Origin of the sequence: Halobacillus sp. (assembly GCF_049282395.1) — a bacterium.
Classification (GTDB): Bacteria; Bacillota; Bacilli; order Bacillales; family Halobacillaceae; genus Halobacillus.
In genome coordinates, this window is sequence record NZ_JBAPTY010000384.1 from 1 (window position 1) to 16,802 (window position 16,802).

At 40.5% G+C, this 16,802-nt stretch carries 16 protein-coding genes, 1 riboswitch and 1 other annotated feature; of the genes, 5 read left to right on the forward strand and 11 right to left on the reverse strand.

What is annotated here, in order from left to right; all coding sequences use genetic code 11:
- Positions 1-408 precede the first annotated feature (408 nt).
- From WAM07_RS16015 to leuS, 3 genes are all read right to left on the reverse strand, one after another.
- The gene (locus tag WAM07_RS16015) at positions 409-738 is read right to left on the reverse strand and encodes a rhodanese-like domain-containing protein (RefSeq protein WP_422168421.1); all 330 of its coding nucleotides are present in this window, start codon (positions 736-738) and stop codon (positions 409-411) included.
- A gap of 18 nt (positions 739-756) precedes the next feature.
- The gene (locus tag WAM07_RS16020) at positions 757-1,068 is read right to left on the reverse strand and encodes a rhodanese-like domain-containing protein (protein ID WP_422168422.1); all 312 of its coding nucleotides are present in this window, start codon (positions 1,066-1,068) and stop codon (positions 757-759) included.
- Positions 1,069-1,203: 135 nt separating this feature from the next.
- Positions 1,204-3,618, reverse strand: a complete 2,415-nt coding sequence (gene leuS / locus WAM07_RS16025; RefSeq protein WP_422168423.1) for a leucine--tRNA ligase — start codon at positions 3,616-3,618, stop codon at positions 1,204-1,206.
- Between the two features lie 50 nt (positions 3,619-3,668).
- Positions 3,669-3,889: a binding site (T-box leader), on the reverse strand.
- 119 nt (positions 3,890-4,008) lie between these two features.
- Between leuS and WAM07_RS16030 the strand changes: the two genes are divergently transcribed.
- The gene (locus WAM07_RS16030; protein ID WP_014644080.1) at positions 4,009-4,131 is read left to right on the forward strand and encodes a hypothetical protein; all 123 of its coding nucleotides are present in this window, start codon (positions 4,009-4,011) and stop codon (positions 4,129-4,131) included.
- A gap of 298 nt (positions 4,132-4,429) precedes the next feature.
- Positions 4,430-5,002: a tRNA (mnm(5)s(2)U34)-methyltransferase gene (locus WAM07_RS16035; RefSeq protein ID WP_422168424.1), complete on the forward strand. Its 573-nt coding sequence runs from the start codon at positions 4,430-4,432 to the stop codon at positions 5,000-5,002.
- A gap of 8 nt (positions 5,003-5,010) precedes the next feature.
- Here the strand turns inward: WAM07_RS16035 and WAM07_RS16040 are convergent, their stop codons facing one another.
- Complete coding sequence (locus tag WAM07_RS16040) at positions 5,011-6,087, reverse strand: tetraprenyl-beta-curcumene synthase family protein (RefSeq protein ID WP_422168425.1); 1,077 nt, start codon at positions 6,085-6,087, stop codon at positions 5,011-5,013.
- Complete coding sequence (locus WAM07_RS16045; protein WP_422168426.1) at positions 6,087-6,884, reverse strand: alpha/beta hydrolase; 798 nt, start codon at positions 6,882-6,884, stop codon at positions 6,087-6,089. The genes WAM07_RS16040 and WAM07_RS16045 overlap by 1 nt, the downstream gene beginning before the upstream one ends.
- Positions 6,885-6,945: 61 nt before the next feature.
- Between WAM07_RS16045 and WAM07_RS16050 the strand changes: the two genes are divergently transcribed.
- Positions 6,946-7,458 carry a gamma carbonic anhydrase family protein gene (locus WAM07_RS16050; RefSeq protein WP_422168427.1) on the forward strand — a complete coding sequence of 171 codons (513 nt, stop codon included), beginning with the start codon at positions 6,946-6,948 and terminating at the stop codon, positions 7,456-7,458.
- An 88-nt stretch (positions 7,459-7,546) separates the two neighbouring features.
- Here the strand turns inward: WAM07_RS16050 and metK are convergent, their stop codons facing one another.
- Positions 7,547-8,743, reverse strand: coding sequence for a methionine adenosyltransferase (gene metK, locus WAM07_RS16055; protein ID WP_422168428.1), 1,197 nt, complete (start codon positions 8,741-8,743; stop codon positions 7,547-7,549).
- A gap of 226 nt (positions 8,744-8,969) precedes the next feature.
- A riboswitch (SAM riboswitch) is annotated at positions 8,970-9,082 on the reverse strand.
- Between the two features lie 597 nt (positions 9,083-9,679).
- Here metK and pckA point away from each other — a divergent pair.
- Positions 9,680-11,272, forward strand: a complete 1,593-nt coding sequence (pckA, locus tag WAM07_RS16060; protein WP_422168429.1) for a phosphoenolpyruvate carboxykinase (ATP) — start codon at positions 9,680-9,682, stop codon at positions 11,270-11,272.
- 38 nt (positions 11,273-11,310) lie between these two features.
- Here the strand turns inward: pckA and ytkD are convergent, their stop codons facing one another.
- Positions 11,311-11,787 (reverse strand): RNA deprotection pyrophosphohydrolase, encoded by a 477-nt coding sequence (ytkD, locus tag WAM07_RS16065; RefSeq protein ID WP_422168430.1) that lies wholly within the window; start codon positions 11,785-11,787, stop codon positions 11,311-11,313.
- 249 nt (positions 11,788-12,036) lie between these two features.
- Between ytkD and WAM07_RS16070 the strand changes: the two genes are divergently transcribed.
- Positions 12,037-12,882 (forward strand): DUF6612 family protein, encoded by an 846-nt coding sequence (locus WAM07_RS16070; protein WP_422168431.1) that lies wholly within the window; start codon positions 12,037-12,039, stop codon positions 12,880-12,882.
- A 39-nt stretch (positions 12,883-12,921) separates the two neighbouring features.
- Here the strand turns inward: WAM07_RS16070 and WAM07_RS16075 are convergent, their stop codons facing one another.
- The 4 genes from WAM07_RS16075 to menB form a co-directional block, all read right to left on the reverse strand.
- The gene (locus WAM07_RS16075; protein WP_422168432.1) at positions 12,922-13,233 is read right to left on the reverse strand and encodes a hydrolase; all 312 of its coding nucleotides are present in this window, start codon (positions 13,231-13,233) and stop codon (positions 12,922-12,924) included.
- Between the two features lie 69 nt (positions 13,234-13,302).
- Positions 13,303-14,406 (reverse strand): o-succinylbenzoate synthase, encoded by a 1,104-nt coding sequence (menC, locus tag WAM07_RS16080; protein WP_422168433.1) that lies wholly within the window; start codon positions 14,404-14,406, stop codon positions 13,303-13,305.
- A complete protein-coding gene (locus tag WAM07_RS16085) occupies positions 14,396-15,874 on the reverse strand; it encodes an o-succinylbenzoate--CoA ligase (protein WP_422168434.1) in 1,479 nt (492 codons plus the stop codon). The genes menC and WAM07_RS16085 overlap by 11 nt, the downstream gene beginning before the upstream one ends.
- A 100-nt stretch (positions 15,875-15,974) precedes the next feature.
- Positions 15,975-16,793, reverse strand: coding sequence for a 1,4-dihydroxy-2-naphthoyl-CoA synthase (menB, locus tag WAM07_RS16090; RefSeq protein ID WP_014644093.1), 819 nt, complete (start codon positions 16,791-16,793; stop codon positions 15,975-15,977).
- Positions 16,794-16,802 lie beyond the last annotated feature (9 nt).

A 16,802-nucleotide genomic window follows, 5' to 3' on the forward strand; every position in this document is an offset into this window, starting at 1 on the left:
ATCAAACTCTCCATAAAAGTTGAGATTGATTAGCTCTTTGCACACCGAATGTGCTTGTTTGAATTCCTTCTATAATGAAAGAATATCTTGACGTACTGGTTGGTTCGTTCAGTTTTCAAAGATCAAATACTGCCTCACCGACAGTAATCAAATTCTAGCATAATGTGTTAGAAACTGTCAATGCTTTTAATAGAATTTGTTGAATAAAGTTTTTGTTTTGCTTTTGTAAAGTTGCTCTCAAATAAGCAACGTTTACTACTTTACATTGCTGACAAAGAAAAGTCAACAGTTTCTCTTCATTTTTTATAGTTGCCTAATCGAAATGCTTAGCTTTAAAGTTAAAACGCATAACTGCAGATGTTAAAAAGCACTCCTCTACAGAATATTCCATGCAGCAGGAGCACCTTTTTAAGATTTTATATAATAAATGGATTGTTGTCTTTTTTTGCGGATGATCTTTGCTGCTAGTTTAGCACCTCGTTTATCATCTGATACTACCAGAATTTCCTCAGGGCAGTCGAACCTCTCTTTTATAGTCCTGGATAAATAACTCAAAGGGATATTTTCTGCTCCAGGATATGGGGATCGGTAAGCTGAAATATAATCCCGTATATCAATTACACAAAGATCAGCGCCAGAAAGATTGGATTGGTTATAAGGTTTTAAAGCTGTTTTTTGATAAGCATTGTACAAGAATAAGCCTGCTATAAAAAATATAGTCATATAGAATAAAGTCATGATTCTAACCCTTTCTAATTAAAAAACTAGTTCTCCAGTCCACTTCAACATGCCGCCTTGCATGTTTTTCACTTGATGAAACCCTTTTTCTTTCATGAATTCAGCCGCGTTCATGCTTCGACTCCCCGACCTGCAAACAAGTATATACTCTTTATCTTTCGAGTATTGATCAATTTCATAAGGGATGTTCCCCAGAGGAATATGCTTTGCTGTCGGAACCATCCCCTGTGCTACTTCCTCATTTTCTCTTACATCTATAATTGTCAGCGGTTTATCTTGTGATATCATCTTATCTACTTCCTGAGGTGTAATTTCTTCAATTTGACTCATAAATTCTCCTCCTTCAAATCTTCTTACAAGATTTATTCTATTAAAATAAACTTCAAAGTCAAGAGATTGAATTGACCCCAATTCAAACATATAAAAGCCACCCCCAAAATAGTTTGGAGGCGGCTTTTGTATTCATTAATTCGCTACGATATTCACAAGTTTACCAGGTACGGCTATTACTTTTCGTACGGTTTTTCCTTCGAGCCACTGTTGGACATTTTCATTTTCTAACGCCTGTTTTTCTAAGTCTTCTGCAGAAGCCTCTTGATTAACCATCATTTTAGCCCTTACTTTACCCATTACCTGTACGACAATTTCGACCTCATCTTCTACGAGCTTTTCCTCATCGAATATTGGCCATTGCTGATACGTAATTGTTCCTGGATATCCAAGCTTTTCCCATAACTCCTCTGCCAAATGAGGGGCTACCGGGGAAAGAAGCTTCACGAATCCTTCTACATATGATTTTGGAAGTTCCTCTACTTTATAACCTTCGTTAATGAATACCATCATTTGAGAGATACCCGTGTTGAAACGAAGCGCTTCAAAGTTTTCGGTAACTTTTTTAACCGTTTCGTGATACACCTTTTCAAGCTTATCCTCAGAAACGTCCTGCTTGATTGAATCTGATAGTTCACCGTCCACAACGAATAATCTAAACACACGATCAAGAAAACGACGTGCACCGTCAAGACCATTTGTAGACCATGCTACGGATGCGTCTAATGGTCCCATAAACATTTCATAAAGTCTTAACGTGTCCGCTCCATGGGTATGAACAATATCATCTGGATTCACTACGTTGCCTTTAGATTTGCTCATTTTTTCGTTGTTTTCACCAAGGATCATCCCCTGATTGAAAAGTTTTTGGAAAGGTTCTTTAGTTGGTACTACACCTGCGTCGTAGAGAACTTTATGCCAGAAGCGAGCGTATAACAAATGAAGAACAGCATGTTCCGCACCACCAATATACACATCGACAGGAAGCCATTTTTTAAGCTTTTCATAATCGCCAAGCTCCTGTTCATTGTTCGCATCAATATACCTAAGGTAATACCAGCAACTGCCGGCCCATTGCGGCATGGTGTTCGTTTCACGCCGTCCCTTCATTCCTGTGTCCGGGTCAACTACATTCACCCAGTTCGTAATATTGGCAAGTGGAGACTCGCCGGTACCGGACGGCTTAATTTCTGTCGTTTTAGGTAGCACTACTGGTAATTCTGTCTCAGGAACCGGAGTAACGGAACCATCTTCCCAGTGGATAATTGGAATAGGTTCCCCCCAATAACGCTGCCTGCTAAATAGCCAGTCACGTAACCGATAGGTCGTCTGTTTTTTACCTCGGCCGTTATTTTCCAGCCATTCAATCGATTTATCTATTGCTTCATCCTTGTCCAGTCCATTTAGAAAATCTGAGTTAATGTGTTTGCCATCACCTGTATAGGCTTCTTCATTCACATTACCGCCTTCAACAACCGGGACAATTGGCAAATTAAATTTCTGAGCGAACTCATAGTCCCGTTCATCGTGGGCAGGAACAGCCATTATCGCTCCGCTTCCGTAGCTCATTAAAACATAATCAGCTACCCAGATTGGAAGTTTCTCTCCATTAATAGGATTAATCGCATAGGAACCAGTGAATACTCCGGACTTGTCTTTAGCTAAATCCGTTCGCTCCAGATCACTTTTATTCATAGCTTTTTCTACATACATTTGAACTGATTCCTTATGGTCAGGTGAAACGATTTGTTCCACGAGCGGATGCTCGGGAGCAAGCACAGCATAAGTAGCACCGAATAAGGTATCCGGCCTGGTCGTAAATACATCAAACGTCCCTTTATCTCCTTCGATATGGAAGGTTACTTCGGCTCCTTCTGATTTTCCGATCCAATTGCGCTGCATATCCTTAATACTTTCAGGCCAATCTAAATCTTCCAGATCATCAAGCAGCCGGTCAGCATATGCCGTGATTTTCAACATCCACTGTTTCATAGGTCTGCGTTCAACGGGATGATCCCCTCGCTCACTCTTACCGTCAATCACTTCTTCATTAGCGAGTACCGTTCCTAATGCAGGGCACCAGTTCACAGCAACTTCATCTATATAAGCTAACCCTTTTTCATACAATTTCAGAAAGATCCATTGCGTCCACTTGTAATAATCAGGATCAGTCGTGTTTACTTCCCGATCCCAGTCATAGGAGAAACCAAGCTCCTGAATTTGGCGGCGGAAGGTCTGAATATTTTGAGCGGTGAATTCCTCTGGATCGTTACCTGTATCCAGCGCATACTGTTCTGCCGGTAGTCCAAAGGCATCCCAACCGATTGGATGCAATACTTCATACCCCTGCATCCTCTTCATTCTTGAGAGGATATCTGTTGCTGTATATCCTTCAGGATGCCCTACATGCAAGCCTGCTCCAGAAGGGTACGGGAACATATCCAAAGCATAAAATTTCTTCTTCTCTGATTCGCTGTCCGTCTTGAACGTTTTCTGATCAAGCCAGTATTTCTGCCACTTCTTTTCTATTTTCTTATGATCAAAAGCCATTTCTTTTCCTCCTCATGTTCCTATCAAAATACAAAAAGCCCCTCATCCCTATATGGGACGAGAGGCTTGATTCCCGCGGTACCACCCAAATTAACGTTATTTAAACGTTCACTCGTGTATCGATAACGGCGATTCACCGGCAAAAAGCTACCATTAATGTTCACTTCTGCGACATCCGAGGCGAGTTCGTAATAATCAAGGACAGCTTTCACCAGCCGCTGCCTCTCTAAAAGCTTGATCTTTCACTACTACTCCTCTTCCACGTCATTAAGTTTATAATCGTATCTTAATGAAACCAAAACTCTTTGTCAAGTTTATCAAGCCTATGTTTATAGTTAGATGATATAAGGTAAACAAAACAATAAGGATTCCTATAAGGAGGTCGTATCCATGAAAAATTTAGTCCGTAAAGCTGCGAATTATGCGAAGCGAAATCCACAAAAAACCAAGAGTTATGCGCGTAAAGCTGTAAATAAGCTTCAAAATCGGAGCAGTAAATCAAAAGTTAAATAATTGGGATTTCTCATAAACTGCATCTTCTCAGATGCAGTTTTTTTCTTTTATACTTCTACTAAGCTCACTGCTCTGCTCCCCCTGTTGATAGCGAGCCGGATACCTCGTGTTGTAATGGATGAAACTTTACATACATGATAATAATTGTACGTAAAGCTCATCAATCCGATCATCTTTATGGATTATTATTTCTAAAACAGCCAATTTAATGGTCAGATGATTAGGAATTATAATTCGAACGTCATCCATGCTACAATAATCCTTGCCTTAACCAAATTAAAAGGAGCTATTAGAACCAATGACTTTGCAGCCAATTCTAAACTACGCCCACTCTTTAATAGAAAATGTTATTTCTGAGGGAGACACTGCCGTTGATGCTACTTGTGGTAATGGTCACGACACGTTATTCCTCACCGGTCTAGTAGGGGAAAAAGGATATGTTTACGGCTTCGACATTCAAGAACAAGCGATCATCAAAACCGAGGAACGGTTAAAAAAACATCAAGTAGAGGAGCGGGTAACTCTAGTTCAGGACTCTCACGCACAATTAGCTAAGTACATCTCTTCGGTCCATCAATCACAAATTAAAGGAGCCATTTTTAACTTAGGCTATTTGCCAGGAAGTGATAAAACCATTGTGACCACACCAACAGAGACGATTTCTTCCATAGAACAGCTCCTTTCCTTCTTACAACAGGGAGGAATGATTGTTCTAGTAATTTACCATGGTCATGCGGGAGGAAAAGAAGAAAAAAATGCTTTACTAGAGTATGTCGCATCTTTGGATCAAAAGTCATTCAGGGTGCTGCAATACGGTTTCATTAATCAGAGAAATACGCCACCTTTTATTATAGCAATAGAAAAAACTTAGCCTGGCTCCTACAATGGACGACCAGGCTTTAATTTATGGTACATTTTTGTATTATAGTAAAAGAACTTCGCTTTACGGCCACTTACTTTAAGCAGATCTTTAACAAAGCTTTTCGCATTATCAATCTTTCCAACTTTACGGTCAGCCAGATACATGCCAACCAGACCTTCATGTATCATTTGATGAAACGCTGTATCAGGAAGTTCTTGTACTTCTTGATGAGTTTGCCGGACAAAATACTCAAATCTGTGCTTCATCTGTTCTTCATGGGCATAATAAGCGCAGAAATTTAAATCTCCTTCTTCTTCGTCTTCTCTCTGGTCAATGTAGTAATCCAGCAGTATATGAAGCCCCTGCATAAAAGGGAAGTAACTTCTTTCCACTTGCGCTGCAAGCGATTCATCCATACGGCCGTTAAGCATATAAGATACCAGGCAGAAGATTCCTAAAGTAGAGCCTGTACAAGCTGAAAACTCATACCACTCTAAATGAGGCCACTCGGATTGATGATCTTTAAACCAACTTTTAAGACGTGGTATTCTTTCCTCTTCAATCACGTGTTTATGTACTTGCAAGTCAGTATATAATGACCCAAGTTTTAACGTATGTTTCTGCACCAGGGGATAATCCGAAGAGGCCTTAAGTACATTCTGGCAGGTATGTACAAGATCCCTTAAATAATTTCCATCATTTTTATCATCACGATAATGATAATAATCTTTGACTTCATTTTCCGGAGTCAAAGCATCCGCCATGGATTGATGAAGCATACGAAAATCGATTGGATCCATAGAAGTACTGCGGTCACATAAATTATCAAGATAGTCACTAATGGTCTGATACGCAACAATAAAGCGAATGGACTCTTTCCATTGCGGTCCAGCAAGCATGGAGTAAATAGAGCCTCCTTCACAATGGAAGGTCTTATCTTCAATACTAGCTATCGCCTGGGTTCTCAATTCTTTGTTAGGAATTTTCTTAGCCCGATCCATCCAATAATTCAATTCCTTATGGACTTCAGGAAAAACTTCCTTATAAACGCGAAACATTAAATGAACAGCATTTTGTGGTACTTGGGCTGTCACTACAACTCCTCCTTATCTGCTTGCTTCACCTGAAAATGGATAAAATTCAGAGCAAAATTGTAGACGTCTTCCTGCTCAGGTTCATTAAAGATTTCATGATAGAAACCCGGCCATTCTTTATAGGTTTTCTCTTTACATCCGACTTTGTGAAACCATTCTTTTGTTTTCTCAGGATCTACCATATGATCCTCTCCTGCCTGCATAACTAATAAAGGCACATCCGGAAACTCTTCAACTTCTGAAAATGACTTCTTAATCGCTTTTCGGAATTCCTTATACCATCGAATAGATACCTTCTTTATTATAAGAGAATCCTGTTTATCTTTGGCAATAATCTCTGGATTGCGGGTTACATACTCTGGTTTAAAAGGAGCTTTCACGAGTACGGATGGCCAAACCTTATTTATTACATGGGTGACCGCTTCGAGAGACTTGCTGGCTCCGTTCAGTATACCAGCTGCAGGCGACGAGAGAATTACTCCATTCACTGACGGTTTTAATTCCTGCATAACCCGCATCACAACCGTCCCTCCCATACTATGGCCCAGTAAAAATACAGGACGAGAAGAATCTGCTTTTTGCAGCCATTGACGCACAGTATCTATGTAGGTTTCAAATTTCTTTATATGACCTTTCTTTCCTTCTGCTAGTCCCTGGCCTGGCAGATCACCATAAATGACATTAAATCCACCTTTTTGAAAGCTTTCAGCCAATGAATGATAACGTCCGGCGTGTTCAAATGCTCCATGCACAATAATGATGGTTGCTAAATTTTGATTGGAGTTTAATCGTTTCACTTCTACACGGCTCCTATCACTTTGCTATACTTAATATAACCATATTATAAGGGGGTTTAGTATGATTTGCGAATATAAAGGAAAAGAACCTCAGATAGATGATACTGCTTATATTGCTGAAGATACTGTAATCACTGGGGATGTAACGATCGGAGCGTACTCAAGTATTTGGTTTAAAACAGTCATCCGTGGAGATGTATCATCCGTACATATTGGCAGCAATGTGAACATTCAGGATCTTAGTCTTCTTCATCAGAGTCCTGGTCTTCCATTGGTGATTGAAGATGGCGTTACGGTTGGGCACCAGGTTACCCTTCACTCTCCGCACATTAAGAAAAATGCTTTAATAGGCATGGGGTCCTTAATACTTGACGGAGCTGAAATAGGAGAACAGGCTTTTATTGGCGCCGGCAGTCTTGTGCCTCCAGGTAAAGTAATCCCTCCGAACACCCTTGCTTTCGGCCGGCCGGCTAAAGTCGTACGTGAATTGACCGAAGATGATATCAAAGAAATGAATCGAATCCGAACCAGTTATGTAGAGAAAGGGCAATATTATAAAGGAATACAAGGTTAAACAATCTAACGATCATCGTATCTATATTATTATTAAAAAGGGAACTTCCTCTTTTAGGAAGTTCCCTTTTTAATACACGAGCAGTTTATTAACTGAAACGCTGTTTTAACTCTTCTGCCTTATCTGTTCTCTCCCACGGAAATTCTACATCCGTGCGGCCAAAGTGACCATAGGCAGCTGTTTGCCTATAAATGGGTCTGCGCAAATCAAGCATTTTAATGATGCCTGCAGGACGGAGATCAAACAATTCTCTTACAGCTGCCACGAGGTCTTCTTCAGCTACCTTTCCTGTGTCAAAGGTGTTAATGGAAATGGACACTGGCTGCGCTACCCCAATAGCATAGGCTAATTGCACTTCAACTGTATCAGCAAGACCAGCTGCTACAATATTTTTAGCTACATATCTGGCCGCATAGGCAGCAGAACGGTCCACCTTAGTAGCATCTTTTCCACTGAATGCCCCGCCCCCATGACGCGCATAGCCGCCATAAGTATCTACAATGATCTTTCTGCCAGTTAATCCGGCGTCACCTTGAGGTCCTCCAATAACGAAGCGGCCTGTAGGGTTAATAAAGTACTTTGTGCTGTCATCAATTAGATGAGAAGGGACAACAGGATCAATAACCTGTTCTTTTAAATCTTTTTTTATTTGTTCAAGTGTAATTTCTTCTGCATGCTGGGTTGATATAACGATCGTATCCACTCGAACAGGTTGATCATTAACGTCGTATTCAATCGTTACTTGCGTTTTTCCATCTGGGCGAAGATATTCCAATGTTCCGTCATTACGTACATCTGATAATCTTTTGGAAAGTTTATGAGCTAATGAAATCGGTAACGGCATCAGTTCTTTGGTTTCATTATTAGCAAAACCAAACATGAGTCCCTGGTCTCCGGCTCCTATAGCTTCTATTTCATCATCACTCATTTGACCTTCTCTGGATTCATAGGCAACATCTACGCCGCCGGCAATGTCAGGAGATTGCTCATCAATGGCTGTCAATACAGCACATGTATCAGCGTCAAATCCAAATTTAGCTCTTGTATATCCAATTTCCTTAATGGTTTTACGAACAATGGCTGGAATATCAACATACGTATTGGTACTGATTTCTCCTGAAACAAGTACTAGTCCCGTTGTTACCGTTGTCTCACATGCAACTCTTGCATTTGGATCATTTTTTAAAATTTCATCTAAAATAGCATCAGAAATCTGGTCACAAATCTTGTCCGGATGACCTTCTGTAACAGATTCTGATGTGAATAACCGGCGATTGGCTGGCATTCTGAAAAACTCCTCCTTCTGTAAGTACAAAGTATTTAGACGGAACTCTTTACCAGTATGTGTAGAAACTTTTTCATAGTCTCAATCTATGTTCTTTTCTTATGGATGTCACAACCTAAGGTGCAAGCAATTTGGAATAGCAATCGGCATATCACTTGGTGTAGATATTGCCTTAAAAATAGAAAAAACCCTTCCTGACTCGAGGAAAGGGGGCTGCTTCCTTTCGCTCTTATCGTCCAAGGAGTATTCGTCCTTGCTTCAGGTTAGCACCATGTCATATTTTACATGACGGTTGCTGGGCTTCAAAGGGCCTGTCCCTCCACCTACTCTGGATAAGAGAGTTTCCGTTCTAAGATATCGTATCGAAAACGTACTTTAATGTCAATTAAAGCACTAATGCTGTGAGGAACGCCCATTTCCAGGATTTACTCTCTCGTTTCAATATTGGTCTCCCATTGTAATGGCCACCAAATTTTTTGGCGAAAATAATAAACCTTCTGCCTATTCCTACATAGTATAATTCATATGACTTTTCACATTCTCATTTCTTCATTTCCTCTATACTAAAGGAAGAAATTAATCACCTCTTAACGCACTTGGAAATAATTGAATGGTTTTTCAACTTCACACCGGTATTCGAATGAACGTCTATCCTAAACGTTTTCCCGAATTCACCCATTGCCGTTCCGTTAAGGGATGATTAGATAATAAAAGAATTCCCTGTCCTCAATATTGCTGAATATCTAATAAATGTCGTGCTTTTTCCAGATCATCCAGCTTGCAAAAAACAACTTTAAGATTTAACCTGACAATCACAAAAATTATTGAAAGCATTTTCATTATTAGTATGGATTAATAAAACGATTGTGTTATACTAATGTTCAGATTAACACATAGCTTGGTTTAAAATTTTCTTATAAAGGCGGGTAGACACATATGAGTGCCATTAATCAAATGTCAGAATTGAATCTTTTATTAGCTCAAGACCATGTCCACCATCAATTATCGGTCCCTCAGCTAGTGGAAAGGGTTCTGGATCGCAACGAAGGAACATTGACAAATAAAGGTGCCATCCAGGCCACAACCGGTGCTTATACGGGAAGGTCTCCCAACGACAAATTCATTGTCAAGGATGACCAGTCTAGCCAATTGGTCGACTGGGGCAAAGTAAATCAACCTATTGAAGACAAAGTTTTTGTAAACCTTTATCATAAAGTACTGGATTACTTGAAAAATCGCAATGATTTATTTGTTTTTAAAGGATACGCAGGGGCAGATGAAAAGTTCCGCCTTCCGATTCAGGTAATTAATGAGTTTGCATGGCATAACTTGTTCGCCCACCAAATGTTTATTAGACCAGACGAAGAAGAAGAGAAAAATCATGAGGCAGAATTCACGGTTATCTCTGCACCTACTTTTAAAGCGGACCCTGAAGTAGATGGAACCAACTCAGAAGCCTTTATTATGATCTCTTTTAAGCATCGTGTAGTACTCATTGGCGGAACGGAGTATGCAGGCGAAATAAAAAAATCTATTTTTTCAGTTATGAATTACTTATTGCCACAAAAAGACGTGCTTCCTATGCATTGCTCCGCAAACATCGGAAAAGAGGGAGACGTAGCTCTGTTTTTTGGTTTATCCGGAACAGGCAAGACAACCTTGTCCGCTGATCCTCATCGAAAATTAATCGGGGACGATGAACATGCATGGTCTAATTACGGTATCTTTAATATAGAGGGCGGTTGTTATGCAAAATGTATCAACTTATCTCAAGATAAAGAGCCCCAGATATTTAATGCGATTCACTTCGGTTCCGTTCTCGAAAACGTAGCTCTCGACAGCGGATCACACACCCCAGACTACGATGACGTAAGCCTGACTGAAAATACAAGAGCAGCTTACCCGATCCACCATATAGATAACATCGTAGAGCCTAGTATTGCGGGGCATCCACATGCCATCATCTTCCTTACTGCGGATGCTACAGGTGTACTGCCTCCCATCAGTAAATTAACCAGAGAGCAGGCGATGTATCATTTCTTGAGTGGTTACACGAGTAAGCTTGCGGGTACAGAGCGCGGAATTACCGAACCTCAAGCTACCTTCTCAGCCTGTTTCGGATCACCTTTTCTACCTTTGCCGCCTTCTACCTATGCTGAAATGCTTGGAGAAAAGATTGAACAGTTTAATGCAGATGTTTATTTAGTTAATACGGGATGGACAGGTGGCCGATACGGAAAAGGCTCCCGAATGAAATTATCTTATACGCGTTCTATGATTCATGCAGCTCTAGAAGGAGAATTAAATTCTGTAGAAACTTACACTGATCCCTTCTTTGGACTCAACATTCCTATGCATTGCCCTGGCGTACCCGACGAAGTATTGATTCCTCGAAAAACATGGGATAACCCTGAAGAATATGATCGGAATGCGCAAGAACTTGCAGATAAATTCCATGAAAATTTCAAGAAATTTTCCTATGCTACGGAAGAGATTAAGCAGGCAGGTCCTTCTTATCACAGAAAATAATAAAAAAGACGTCCGGGATCATTTACCGGACGTCTTTTTTAATTCTTTTCATGATGCTCTTTAATTCTATGTAAGCATAAAGGAAGAACCTCATCTTTCATCATGAAACTAAAGCGTTCGTTTGATTTCATATTTTTAGGAAGGTGTTGGAAAATAACAGGACCATGTGTTTCAAAGTAATGCTCCTGCTTAGCTAAGAGGCCTATTGCAGCAAAGTATACATTCTTAATAACTGTGCCACCTTTCCCCTCTACGTGATACTGACCTACGTATTGTAAATCTTCCACGCAACCTCCTGTTTCTTCCATCACCTCACGAACAGCTGCCTCTTCTGCTGTTTCCCCTTCCTCTACCTTTCCGCCAGGAAACTCAAACCCTCTGTCTTTGTGCTGGGTAAGTAACCATTGGTTATTGTACCGGCATATGACCCATACATGTTTAGGAGATTTAGAGAAAGGATGATCCTCAAAGGATAACCGAACTGGGTTTTGGTAAAAGTCGTTAAATGTTTTCATGCTAGATCAACTGCCTTTAATACTTGATGTGGGTACTTTCTTTATTCGAGCAATCCTTCACCTTTCTAAATCGTACCATAAGGATTTAGAAATACAAACTACTCAGAACCAAAACAATGGCTTATTTTTTTATACTTCTTCCTTTTATGACGCCTTCATAAACCCTAAAGGATTTTTTTAGATATGTTGAAACCTTGCATTTCTAATTACGTATACAATATAAATACTTTTCTGAGAGGGAGGATTCTTTTGAAATTTAAATTATTTATGCTTGTAAGTACGCTGACAGCTTTTATTTTGATTAGCGGCTGCGCAAGTTCAGAAGGAGCAAAGGTAGAGGACATTTATACTAAAGCAGCTGAAGCCAGTAAGAGTCTTGAGAACTTTGCTATGAAGGTGGAATCCAAACAAATTATTGATACTGGCATGGAAACAGGTAACGAGAGTGGGAGCGAAGATTCCCTCGTGCCTGGCAGCATCCCTATTGTTACTACCATAGATTCTAAAATGCAGACGGATCCTATAGCTTTCCATCAAACGGTGGAAATGATGGGACAGACTATTGAACAGTACTACACGGAAGATGGTCTATATATGACCATGCCCACAAAAGAGGGATGGTTTAAAGCACCAAAGCAAGTGGTAAAACAGCTAAACGCTATGAGCGCACAACAGCAGAATCCGGCTTCCCAATTAGAGAGTTTGAAGGACTATGTTGACGAATTTAAACTAGAAGAAGAGGAGTCCACCTATACGCTCTCTTTTCATTCGGAAGGCGAGAATGTGAAGAAACTCTTAAATGATTCCATGAATAAGATGCTGCCGAAAGAACAAGTGCCAGATGATCTAATGAAACAGATGACGGTAAATAAAGTAGATTATACGTTTGTAGTGAATAAAGACACGTATTACCCGTCGTCTGTTGATATGGAAATGGATTTTTCAATCAATCAAAACGGGGAGAACACCCATATGGTACAGACTTTCACTGGAAAATACAGTGATTTCAACGAAGTTGGGAATATTTCTGTTCCTGAGAAAGTTAAATCAAACGCTAAGGAGATTGAAGGAATGGAAAGTTTATTCCAGTCCTAAGCTACTCAATGAACCGCTCCTGTACAGGAGCGGTTTTTTTTAATCTTCTAAAATTCTCATTTGCTCAATATGTTCTCGAGTCATCTCATCTCCAAGATCATGGATCATTCGAAAAGCCGATTTCATTTCTGCGTCGTAATCATCATTGTCCTGATCTTGGTGGTAGGGCATAGCAGGTATGTGCGCCCGAAAAAACGAACGCATATCAGAGTTATATACTTCATCAAAAATTTCTCTGAGTTTAATGATTTCTTCTTCTGTAGCATATACAACAAAATCGTCATTATTGGCATCATGATTTAGGGAGATTTCTTGAGTACCCATATTAATGTAATACTTATTTTTATTCATTATCCGCCCTCCTCCGTTTTAGTTTGAACCACAGATTGGTTTCTTATGAATTATTTCAGGAGAAGGTTTTCATTTTAAACGGAATCTTTTGGACTTCTTAGTTACTCTCTCTAAGTATGATTCATCTACCTCTATGCCAATTCCATGATGCGAAGGGACTTCTATCTCGCCATTTTCCATTTGAATACCTGGAGTGACGAGATCTTTCTCAAAATACCGGTCAGAACCGGATAGATCCCCCGGAATACTAAAATTCGGAAGAGAAGCTAAAGCTAAATTATGGGCTTTTGAAATACCGGATTCAATCATCCCCCCGCACCAGACAGGGATGTTTTCCTGTGCGCAATAGTCATGGATCTTAATTGCTGCGCTCAGACCTCCCACCCGGCTGATTTTTATGTTAATCACCTGACAGCTTACTAGCTGAATAGCCTGCTTAGCATCATGAAAATTCATGACCGATTCATCCAGGCAGACAGGTGTTTTCAAGTGTTGTTGTAATTGCTGGTGTAAGTAAAAATCCCCAGCTTGAAAGGGCTGTTCAATCATGATTAATCCATATTTATCAAGAGTCTGGATGTGATCCATGTCTTTTTCCGTATAGGCACCATTCGCATCGATCATCAAAGGCAGATCAGGCGAGACCCGCTTAACCTGCTCGATTACTTCCCGCTCCTTGCCTTTATCCACCTTAAGTTTGTAACGCTCATACCCTTTCTTTTCTAATGCTTCTATACCTTCTGCTGTGGAGTCACTCAAACTAATCACAGCTCCCGCCTTTACACGTTTTCTTGAACCTCCTATCATTTGGCTCAGACTTTGTCCGGTTTGTTTTCCATAAAGATCCCAAATCGCACCTTCGACTCCAGCTTTAGCCATTGGATGCCCTTGTATTCCAGTTACCTGTTCTGGAAAATCAAACGGGTGCATAACCTTCTGAAAATCAATAGTTGGAACAATACAATCGGAAATGATATGCCACGCTGTCTGAGTAGTTTCTGAGGTATAGAAAGGTTCAGCAAATGCCGTTACTTCTCCGTAACCCTTTCGTCCCGACTGGTCGCCGACCTCTACAATGATTAACGTTCTTTTTTTGATCAAGCCCTGGTGAGTGCGAAAAGGCGAACGTAATGGTAATTCAACTAAACGGAGACTTAAATAGTCAATGTTCATGATTCCTCTCCTTCTCCAATTCAGAAAACAGTTCTCGGCGCATCAGTTTATTAGAAGCATTTCTAGGTAGCTGTTGTATCTGATGAAATTCTTTAGGCACTTTATATTTAGCTAAGCTTTTATAACAAAATTGGGTTAGGTTTTCTTGATTAATCTTTCCATTGTCTACTACGAGAAAAGCGACCGGCACCTCTCCCCATTTATCATCTCTCATCCCGGTTACTCCAGCCTCAATGACTCCTGGATAGCCTGTCAGAACACTTTCGATCTCAGCAGGATACACATTTTCGCCACCTGAAATAATCATGTCTTTCACTCGATCAACTACGTATAAAAAACCTTCCCTGTCTTTATATCCAAGGTCCCCCGTTCGGAAATAAGTTTCTACTCTAGGAGGGTGGTTATAATAGCCCGAAGAAACCATTGGACCTTTTACAATAATTTCACCAACTTCACCTGTGTTATTATTATCAATCCACAACTGAGCCAGAGATAATGGCTTTCCAGCTGAACCTATTTTTTGATTGGCTGATTCAGGTGAAAGTGTTGCTATTTGAGAAGACGTTTCCGTCATACCATAGGTTTGAAATACTGGAATACCTTTAGATGCAGCTTCTTGAAGAAGTGGTTCTGGAACAGGACCTCCACCTAGCAGCATGCACCTGAAATGCTCTGGATAAAACCCATCTTGTAAGTTGTTCATCAAACGCTGCATCATAACCGTTACCACTGAAATGTGAGTCACGCCACGTTCAATAATGGCTTCATTTATTGTACTTTCGTCAAAGTGGTTCACTAAATGGACCGTCATGCCATAAATCACACTTTTCATAAGGACAGAAAATCCACTTACATGAAACATGGGCAAACATAAGAGCCATTTATCTTTGCTGCCAGTTCCGAGATTTAACGCAGAAGCAATGGCGCTGTACCAATGATTTCCATAGGTATGCATGACCGCTTTGGGACGCCCCGTAGTTCCAGAAGTGTACATCATCGTAAAAACTTGATCTAAGTCAATTTCTTTACTGAAATGGGCCCTATCCGTGACTGCCTTCCTGGCCACTTTATCCATTCTAAACGCTGGAATCACAGGTGCCTCCGCTTCATCAAGTACTTCCAAAGCTTTCACTTCGGTCTGTTTTCCAGTTATTAAACAATTAACTTGAGCATCATTTAATTGATAAACAAGTTCATTCGGAGTAAGTCGTACATTTAATAATACAATGGTGGCTCCCACATAACTTAATGCATAAATACAAATGGGAAATTCACTGCTATTCTCCGCTAAAAGTGCTACGTGATCTCCAGGTTTAATGCCTTTTTCCAGTAGAGATTCTGCCATCTCCAGACTTTCTCTCCGTAACTCATTAAAATTCATAACGGTTCCCTCTGGAGTTTCAAGCGCAATATGATCTGGATTTAGCTCGTTTTGTTTATCTAACCAGTGCGGAATTTTTTCCCCCATGACCATCTCTCCTTTTGTCCATGAATTCAAAAAGGGGCACTCCCTTTTTGAATGGGATGCCCCTTAAGATTAAAGCCTATTCACATACATCTATTTACGATCAAGGGAAACGAGGAAACTTATCGAATTCAGGTTTCCTTTTCTCCTTAAAGGCATCCCGGCCTTCTTTTGCTTCTTCCGTCTGATAGTACAACAACGTAGCGTCTCCGCCCATTTGCTGTAAACCAGCTAATCCATCTGTATCTGCGTTGAAAGAAGCTTTCAGGAAACGAAGAGCAGTTGGGGATTTTTCGAGCATCTCTTTACCCCATTGGACCGTTTCCGCTTCCAGATCTTCTACAGGTACTACTGTATTAACGAGTCCCATATCTTCCGCTTCTTTCGCACTGTATTGACGGCACAGATACCATATTTCACGAGCTTTCTTATGACCCACAATACGAGCCAGCAGACCTGCACCGTAGCCAGCATCAAAGCTCCCCACTTTAGGACCTGTCTGACCAAATACAGCATTCTCTGCAGCAATGGTTAAGTCACATACAATATGTAATACGTGCCCGCCGCCAATTGCATATCCAGATACCATAGCCACTACAGGTTTTGGAATAACGCGGATTAAACGCTGCAAGTCCAGTACATTTAAGCGCGGAATATGGTCATCGCCAATGTAACCGCCGTGACCCCTTACTTTCTGGTCGCCTCCAGCGCAAAAAGCCTCATCTCCAGCTCCCGCCAGGACAATCACACCAATTTTAGAATCGTCGCGAGCATAAGCAAAAGCATCGATTAATTCATGTACCGTCTGTGGCCGGAAAGCATTCCTTACCTCTGGACGATTTATCGTTATTTTGGCAATCCCTTCAAATGTATCGTACAGAATATCTTCGTATTCGCGTTCGCGAACCCAATCAAAAGCCATATTGACTTC